3 protein-coding genes are annotated in these 1,985 nt (G+C 70.2%); all 3 read left to right on the top strand.

Going from position 1 to position 1,985, the window contains the following annotated elements:
- Window positions 1-1,008 (top strand): vitamin B12 dependent-methionine synthase activation domain-containing protein (locus ACZ67Q_RS39375; RefSeq protein ID WP_471192448.1); only part of this gene is annotated, 1,008 nt, incomplete at its 5' end.
- Window positions 1,005-1,871 (top strand): methylenetetrahydrofolate reductase [NAD(P)H], encoded by an 867-nt coding sequence (gene metF, locus ACZ67Q_RS39370; RefSeq protein ID WP_471192445.1) that lies wholly within the window; start codon window positions 1,005-1,007, stop codon window positions 1,869-1,871. The genes ACZ67Q_RS39375 and metF, both read left to right, overlap by 4 nt.
- Window positions 1,861-1,985: adenosylhomocysteinase (locus ACZ67Q_RS39365; protein WP_471192451.1), on the top strand; the 125-nt coding region annotated here is incomplete at its 3' end. The genes metF and ACZ67Q_RS39365, both read left to right, overlap by 11 nt.

Here is a 1,985-nt window from a genome sequence, read left to right as displayed (position 1 = left end):
ACCCGCGCGTATGTGGAGCAGGATCTGCACGAGATCTACCAGGGCGAGGTCCGCTACGCCCGGGACGCCTTCGAGGGCCTGCGCCTGATGGACGCCCTGATCGGGATCAAGCGCGGGGTGCCCGGCGCGAAGCTGCCCGAGCTGAAGCAGCGCCGGGTCAAGGCGGCCACCGTCCAGGTCGAGGAACGGCCCGAGGAAGGTCATGTGCGTTCCGACGTGGCCACCGACAACCCGGTGCCCACCCCGCCGTTCTGGGGCACCCGCGTCATCAAGGGCATCCAGCTCAAGGAATACGCCTCCTGGCTCGACGAGACGGCTCTCTTCCGCGGCCAGTGGGGTCTGACCAAGGACCTGGTCGAGTCCGAGGGCCGGCCCAGGCTGCGCGGTCTGCTGGACAGGCTCCGCACCGAGAACCTGCTGGAGGCGGCCGTCGTCCACGGCTACTTCCCCTGCGTGTCCAAGAACGACGACCTGATCATCCTGGACGAGGCCGGCGACGAGCGCACCCGCTTCACCTTCCCCCGTCAGGGACACGGCCGCCGGCTGTGCCTGGCCGACTTCTTCCGTCCGGAGGAGTCGGGGGAGACCGACGTCGTCGGCCTCCAGGTCGTCACCGTCGGCTCGCGCATCGGCGAGGAGACCGCCCGCCTCTTCGAGGCCAACGCCTACCGCGACTACCTCGAACTGCACGGCCTCTCCGTCCAGCTGGCCGAGGCCCTCGCCGAGTACTGGCACGCCCGCGTACGCGCCGAACTCGGGATCGCGGGCCAGGACCCGGCCGCCCTCGACGGCATGTTCCGTACCGAATACCAAGGCTGCCGCTACTCGCTCGGCTACCCGGCCTGCCCGAACCTGGAGGACCGCGCCAAGATCGCCGACCTGCTCCAGCCCGAGCGCATCGGCGTGCACCTGTCCGAGGAGTTCCAGCTCCACCCCGAGCAGTCCACGGACGCCATCGTCGTCCACCACCCCCAGGCGAGCTACTTCAACGCCGGAGGCCGCGCATGACATCCCGGCCCACCTTCTCCTTCGAGTTCTTCCCGCCGAAGACGGCAGCCGGGGAGCGCACCCTGTGGCAGGCGATACGCCGTGTCGAGCCCCTGGGGCCGGACTTCGTCTCCGTCACCTACGGCGCGGGAGGCGGCTCCCGGGACCGCACCATCGAGGTCACCCGGCGCATCGCGGCCGAGACGACGCTGCGTCCCGTCGCCCACCTGACCGCCGTCGGTCACTCGGTGGCCGAACTGCGGCACATCATCGGCCAGTACGCCGACGCCGGCATCAAGGACGTCCTGGTCCTGCGCGGAGACCCGCCCGGTGACCCCAGGGGGCCATGGGTGCCGCACCCGGACGGCTTCCGGCACGCCCGCCAACTGGTCGAACTGGTGCGCTCGCTGGGTGACTTCACCATCGGCGTGGCAGCCTTCCCGGAGCGGCATCCGCGCTCATCCGACTGGGCCTCCGACATCCGGCACTTCGTGGCCAAGTGCCGGGCCGGCGCCGACTACGCCATCACCCAGATGTTCTTCCGCGTCGAGGACTACCTGCGGCTGCGGGACCGGGTCGCGGCCGCCGGCTGCGACATCCCGATCATCCCCGAGATCATGCCGGCCACCGACGTGCGCCAGATCCGCCGGTTCGCCGAACTGAGCGACGCGGCCTTCCCCGAAGACCTGGCCCACCGCCTGGAAGCGGCCCGGGACGACGCCGCGGCGGGCCATCGCATCGGCGTGGAGTACGCCACCGCCATGGCCGAGCGGCTGCTCGCCGAGGGCGCGCCCGGTCTGCACTACATCACCCTGAACAGGTCCACCGCGGCCCTCGACATCCACCGTAACGTCATGAGCGCAAGGAGCTCCCGTGTCAGCTGAGTTCACCGATTTCAAGGTTGCCGACCTGTCCCTGGCCGAGTTCGGCCGCAAGGAGATCACCCTCGCCGAGCACGAGATGCCGGGCCTGATGGCGATCCGCAAGGAGTACGCCGA

The sequence above is a fragment of the Streptomyces sp. NPDC036813 genome (assembly GCF_055609245.1).
This window is presented reverse-complemented; position numbering and strand designations above follow the sequence as displayed.